The 6023-nt window shown below is 61.3% G+C and carries 5 protein-coding genes and 1 pseudogene; 1 reads left to right on the forward strand and 5 read right to left on the reverse strand.

Annotated elements, in window-relative coordinates; all coding sequences use genetic code 11:
- From PK789_RS11250 to PK789_RS11270, 5 genes are all read right to left on the reverse strand, one after another.
- Positions 1-192 (reverse strand): helix-turn-helix domain-containing protein (locus PK789_RS11250; protein WP_503011949.1); only part of this gene is annotated, 192 nt, incomplete at its 3' end.
- 111 nt (positions 193-303) lie between these two features.
- On the reverse strand, positions 304-1782 hold the full coding sequence (pyk, locus tag PK789_RS11255) for a pyruvate kinase (protein ID WP_324308895.1): 1479 nt from the start codon (positions 1780-1782) through the stop codon (positions 304-306).
- Between the two features lie 81 nt (positions 1783-1863).
- Entirely contained in the window at positions 1864-3039 is a 1176-nt protein-coding gene (locus tag PK789_RS11260) for a phosphoglycerate kinase (protein ID WP_324308897.1), read from the reverse strand.
- 91 nt (positions 3040-3130) lie between these two features.
- The gene (locus PK789_RS11265) at positions 3131-4849 is read right to left on the reverse strand and encodes a diguanylate cyclase (protein WP_324308898.1); all 1719 of its coding nucleotides are present in this window, start codon (positions 4847-4849) and stop codon (positions 3131-3133) included.
- 25 nt (positions 4850-4874) lie between these two features.
- A complete protein-coding gene (locus PK789_RS11270; RefSeq protein ID WP_324308899.1) occupies positions 4875-5321 on the reverse strand; it encodes a group III truncated hemoglobin in 447 nt (148 codons plus the stop codon).
- 159 nt (positions 5322-5480) lie between these two features.
- On the opposite strand from PK789_RS11270, the pseudogene PK789_RS11275 reads away from it, so the two are divergent.
- Positions 5481-6023: pseudogene (locus PK789_RS11275) on the forward strand (hypothetical protein); the annotation flags it as partial.

Below are 6023 nucleotides of genomic sequence, written 5' to 3' on the forward strand. Positions count from 1 at the left end.
GCGGCGCTGCTGCATCAATTGATGCGCCACATTCGGCTGGTAGCGCCGGCCAGTCCGGTTGCGGCGAACCTCGCGGCTGATTGTGCTGGGCGCACGCCCCAGCATCAGGGCGATGGTCCTGATGGTGAAGCCGGCTTCGTACAGGGCGTGAATGCGATATCGTTCGTGCAGGTTCAGGCGGCTTGAGGCCATGGGCAACTCCACTTGGCGGTGAAGTCGCTCAGGCTAACCGCCTGAACCCCTTTACCACCGCTGGTGTTGCGTTACGGAGTTGAACTCGCCGATGCATTGTTGCGTGCCCCCTTACAACTCCCCCAGCCCCGTTGCGCAGCCGTCTGCGCCGATTTCTAGCAGGCGTAAGGTGTTGGTGGCACCGCGGGTTTGCATGTGTTCGCCGCTGGTGAATACCACGCGGTCGCCGGGGGTCAGCAGGCCGGCATCGACGAGCAGGCGGATGCTGCCGCGTGCGGCTTCGCGCGGGGTTTGGCCGCGGCTGTCGTAGTCCATCGCAAACACGTCGCGCATCAGTGCCATTTTGCGGCGTGCGCTGGCATGGTGCGAGAACGCGTAGATTGGCACGGCGGAACGAAACCGCGACAGGTAGCGTGCGGTGCCGCCGGATTCAGTCATCGCCACCACCGCGCGCACGCCGACGTGTTCGCACAAAAACATGGTGGCCATGGCGATGGCTTGATCGGCACGGGCCAAGCCGCGCCGGGCTTGTTCAAAATCGGTATCGGCTTCGAATTGCTTTTCTGCGCCCATGCAGATGCGCGCCATCGCTTCCACCGCTTTCACTGGCCAACTGCCGGCGGCGGATTCTTGCGACAACATCACCGCATCGGTGCCGTCGATCACGGCATTGGCCACGTCGAGGACTTCGGCGCGGGTGGGGATGGGGCTTTCGACCATGGATTGCAGCATTTGCGTGGCGGTGATCACGACTTTTTCACGCGCCACCGCTTCACGGATGATTTTTTTCTGCAGGCCAGGTAGCTCGGCATCGCCAATTTCTACGCCCAAGTCGCCGCGCGCCACCATCACCACGTCGCTGGCATCGACGATTTCGGCTAGGTTTTCAATCGCTTCGGCGCGCTCGATTTTGGCCACCAACGCCGCATTGCTGCCGTGTGCACGCGCCACCCGGCGCGCTTCGTGCATGTCCTCGGCATTGCGGCAGAACGATACCGCGATGAAATCCACCTGCATGCCCGCAGCAATCACGATCAATTCGCGATCTTTCTCGGTGATCGCCCCCAGCGACAGCCCGCCGCCTTGCTTGTTCAAGCCTTTGCGGTTGGATAGCACGCAGTCATTGAGCACGCGGGTGATGATGCGCTCGCCCTCCACGGCGGTGACTTGCAGTTGCACGATGCCATCGTCCAGCAACAGCACGTCATCGGTGGCCACATCGCCGGGTAATTCCAAATAACTGACGCCCACTTGGCTGGCATCGCCCGGCGGCACATTTAGGCTTGCCACCAAATCGAAGCGGTTACCCGCCTTCAAGGCCACCTTGCCTTCAGCAAAAGTTTCGACGCGAATTTTGGGCCCCGGCAAGTCGGCGAGGATGCCGATTTCACGCCCAATCTTGGCCGCCATCGCCCGCACGGCTTCGCCCCGGGCAACCTGCGCCGACGGGTCGCCGTGGGAAAAATTCAAGCGCACCACGTCCACCCCGGCACGCAGCACCGCCTCCAACACCTCGGGCGGGTCGGTGGCCGGGCCAAGGGTGGCGACGATGCGGGTGTGGCGGCGTTGTTGTGGCTGTGCGGCGGTCATAAATGGCGGAATGACATCGTTGTCTAAATGATTCTTCCACGCTATCACAGCCACACGCCACGTGCTGCATCCTGCAAACGATTAAATCGCACGCGCCGCCAATGCCGCGACCGCCGGCAGGGTTTTGCCTTCCAAAAATTCAAGGAAAGCACCGCCGCCGGTGGAGATGTAAGACACCTGTGCTTCGATACCGTATTTATCGACTGCGGCCAAGGTGTCGCCGCCACCGGCAATCGAGAACGCGCTGGAGGCGGCAATGGCACGCGCCACCGCTTCGGTGCCGTGACCAAAGGCATCAAACTCGAACACCCCCACCGGGCCGTTCCAGACCACGGTGCCGGCCTTGGCAATCAAGGCCGCGTAGGCCGTTGCCGTTTGCGGGCCGATATCCAAAATCATGTCGTCGGCCGCCACCGCATCCACTGCCTTGATGGTGGCCGGTGCATCGGCGGCGAATGCGGGGGCCACCACCACATCCAGCGGCAACGGGATCTCGGCACCGCGTGCCTTGGCATCGGCGATGATGTGTTTGGCGGTGTCCAGCAGATCCATTTCCACCAACGATTTGCCCACGCCGTGGCCCATCGCGGCGATAAAGGTATTGGCAATGCCGCCACCGACGATCAGCTGATCGACCTTGCCGACCAGATTGCTCAGCAGTTCGAGCTTAGTGGACACTTTGCTGCCGGCCACAATCGCCAGCAGCGGGCGCGCCGGGTGTTGCAACGCCTTGGCCAGCGCGTCGAGTTCGGCCATCAGCAGCGGGCCGCCGCAGGCTTGCTTGGCGTAGCGGATCGCGCCGTGGGTGGAGGCTTGTGCACGGTGCGCGGTGCCAAAGGCATCCATCACATACACATCGCATAGCGCGGCGTATTGCTTCGACAATGCCTCGTCATCGGACTTCTCACCGCTGTTCATGCGGCAGTTTTCCAGCAAGACCAACTGGCCGGGCGCCACGTCAACGCCGCCCAAATAATCTTTGACCAGCGGCACATCGAAGCCCAGTAATTCCGACAGGCGCGCAGCCACCGGCGCTAGCGAATCCGCTGCACTCCACACACCTTCTTGCGGGCGGCCCAGATGTGAGGTGACCATCACCGCGGCGCCTTTTTCCAGCGCCAATTTGAGGGTGGGAAGCGAGGCCGTGATGCGTAAGTCCGAAGTCACCCGGCCAGCGGCCACCGGGACGTTGAGGTCTTGGCGAATCAGTACCCGCTTGCCGGCAAGGTCGAGATCGGTCATGCGCAAAATGGTCATGAGGCGTGCATCACGTGTCGTGTGGGGTGCCTATTGTCGCGTTGCGGCGCCGTGGGTTCAAACTGTGCAGCCCATCTGCAAGGGTGTACTGTCAGGCACTGACTTGATTGCGTCCTGCGGCTTTGGCTCGGTACAACGCGGCGTCGGCGCGTTTGAGCATATGTTCGATTTGGCTATCTCCCGCGTGATAAGCAGCCACGCCAATACTCACAGTCAGATGCCCACTTGGCGAATCGGCATGCAGGATGTCGGCATCACGCACACGTTGGCAAATGCGCCGCCCCACTTGTAGTGCCTGCTCGAAGGTGCTCCCCGGCAGAAAGACGGTGAACTCCTCACCCCCCGGCCGCGCTAGCACATCATCGGCATGCAGCAATGCGCTGCGCACAGCACCGGCAAACCGGCGCAACGCAGTGTCACCTTCGGCATGTCCGTAATGGTCGTTATAGCGCTTGAAAAAGTCGATATCCAACGCCAGTACGGCCAATGGTGCGCCATGTGTTTGCGTATGCGCCCACAGGCGCTCGCCGGCTTCTTCAAACCCACGATAGTTCAGGCAGCCGGTCATGGCATCGGTGCGGCTGAGGTGATCCAACTTGCTGACCGCCTCCCGCAACGACTCGGTGCGTTCTTCGATCACCGCTTCGCGCTCACCCAGCACTTGTTGTAATTCGTCGTAAGCGGTATTCATGCGCCGGGCCAGATCGCCCATGCCCGCCATCAGTGGCAGCAGTTCTTGCGGCAGGCGATGTCCTACGGATGCATCCAATTGGCCACCCAGTGCATAGCCACGCAAGCTGCCCAGCAAGTAGCCAATGCTGTCACGCAATAATTGCCGTTGCCGCCAAAGTGCCCACAGCATGCCCAGCAAGGTGACCAGCAATAACCCGGCCAACAGCAATAACGTGGGGCGCAATGGCTCCAGCAGAACATTGCGCGGGGCCACCAGTGCCAGTGTCCATTGGTTGCGCATGCTCACCGCTTCCACATACGCATCGCCCCCATGCAGCAACAGGTCTTGCCGTGCGTCCACCCGCCCGACGTGATCGGCAGCCAGTGCCACTGCACGCAGCGACATCCCCGCACGCCCGGCATCGTCCAATGGTTTCCAACGCAAACCAGGGCCGGCATACACCACATGATTACTGCGATCGAGCAAAAGCAGTTCTAGCCGCCGGCGGGCCAAACTATCTGCACTCAACCGTGCAATGCTTTCCACCGGGATGGCAGCTTCCAGCACGCCGTCGATGCGCCCACCCCGCAGTATTGGTGCTGCCACGGCCACCACAGTGTCATTGCCATACACCGTTCGCTGGAATGCGTCCGAGATATACGCACGATACTGATTGCGCGCGACCTTGAACCAGTCCTCGCCTGCCACATTCACCTGCACCTGCGACGACATACGCAAACGGGTGTCTCGCATATCGACGACGCGCCCCTGTGCATCCACATGCAAAGCACGCAACATCGCCGGGTAAATTTGTAGCAGCCGGGTCAGGTCGTCACCGTGCAAACCTTGGCCATCGGCAGCTTGATCGGCTAAAAGCCGTACCCCTGCTTGTTGGGATTCCAGAAAGTCATCGATCAGGCTGGCATTCAACCGCGCATTGGCATCCAACCGCAGCAACAAATCGTGATAGCCACGTTGCCACTGCCCCCACAGCATCGCCCAGCTGAACAATAACGCCGGCAACAAGCCGCTCAGCACCAGCCCCAGCGCCAGCCGTTTGCGTAAGCTCCACCCTGATTGATCCAGCCGTTCCCCCATTTTCGCGTTGTAGCACATCAGCCGGCGTGGTGCCGTCACGACGGAAATGCCACGGGGCCCCGTGTCAGCCGCCACGCGGCAGTGATGGGCGCGGCCCCAGTGGGAGTTCGATGACCTCCGGCTCAGGCAACCCCAAGCCATAGCGCAGACTGCGGCCGATACGGTTGGCGTATTCGTGTACCAGCTCGGCTTGTGCGGGGTTCAGCACGGCGTCGGCGGTGCTGCGCCATAGCGCCAGCCATTGCACAAAGTGCTCGCTGGTGATCGGCAGGCCTTGGTGCGCCGCCATCGGATTGCCGCGATAGCTGGCCGCACGCAAGATCACCGAACTCCAAAACGAGGTCAGCAAGGACTTATGCGCGGGCCAATCGTGCACGGCGGCATTGAACACCGGGCCAAGCGTGGGGTGCACTTGAATTTTGTCGTAGAAGCAGTCCACCAGCGCCGCGATTTGCGCGTGACTGGGGATGGCGGGATCGGTGTTGGTGTCGGTGTCGAGAGTGCTATCCACGTGTCGGCTCATAATTGGTGCAGGGGGAACGATCAGAGGCAAACGCTACGGTCATCGCTCCCCGTATTATCCGCGCCTGCCCTTGCCAATGGGCCTCGGCTACCATCAAGCTAACAAACAGCTGATATACGGCTAGCGCACACCTGCGGGGAGCAAGGCATGCGGGCACTGTGGTTTGAACTCAAACGCCGCAACGTGTTGCGCATGGCGATTGCCTACGCCGCGCTGTGCTGGCTGTTGTTACAAGTTGCCGATCTGCTGCTGCCCACCTTTGGTATTCCACCTTGGGTAATGCGGGCGCTGGTGCTGCTGGCAGTACTGGGCTTTCCGTTGGCGATGATGTTTGCCTGGACCTACGCTTGGACTGACCGGGGTTTGCAGCGCGAAGTCCCGATCGCAGCTGACATTGCTTCTGCAGCTGCACTCGCTTGCACAGATCCGATTGCCGCCTCGATCGCGGTGTTACCGCTGGTCAATATGAGCTCGGATAAGGAGCAAGAGTATTTTTCCGATGGCTTATCGGAAGAATTGCTCAATCTGTTGGCGCAAGTACCTGAGCTGCATGTGGCCGGGCGCACTTCGTCGTTTTCGTTCAAGGACACCCAAGCCACGATTGCGCAGATTGGGCAGGCCTTGAACGTGGCCACGGTGCTGGAAGGCAGCGTGCGCAAGAGTGGCGCACACGTGCGCATCACCGCGCAG

Origin of the sequence: Thermomonas sp., assembly GCF_035369645.1 — a bacterium.
In the GTDB taxonomy this organism is placed as follows: Bacteria; Pseudomonadota; Gammaproteobacteria; order Xanthomonadales; family Xanthomonadaceae; genus Thermomonas.